Here is a 483-nt window from a genome sequence, read left to right on the forward strand (position 1 = left end):
GGTAACGATATCCTAGACGGCGCGGCAGGAAACGATGTTTTACAAGGCGGGGAAGGCAACGATACCTATCTGTTTGGCGAGAAAAGCGGCAAAGATACGGTAATCGACCGCCAAGGCAGCAACAGCATCCGCTTTTTGGACGATCTCAGTGTAGAAGATTTGACCGTTACCGCCGTGCGCAATGCCGAAGGCGGACAGGACTGGCGTATCGCCGTGAAACACACACAATCCGTCCTGACCATTTCCAATCAATATCAAGAAGGCAGCAATATGCCTTCCGTTCAACGGTTTGTTTTCGCAAACGGCACATTAAACCTCAACCAATTCATCAAAGCTACCCAAGCGCAAGTAGAAATACGCGACAATGCAGGCGAACGTATTGAAGGCACGGATGGAAACGACGCGCTGAACGGCACCGTCGGCAACGACGTCATCGACGGCAAAGCAGGCGCGGACATGATGCGCGGCGGCATCGTAGACGAT

General features: G+C 52.8%; 1 pseudogene. It reads left to right on the forward strand.

From position 1 onward, the window contains the following. Positions 1–483: pseudogene (locus tag ACTHUR_RS19520) on the forward strand (calcium-binding protein); the annotation flags it as partial.

Source organism: Neisseria sp. P0021.S007 (assembly GCF_051956855.1).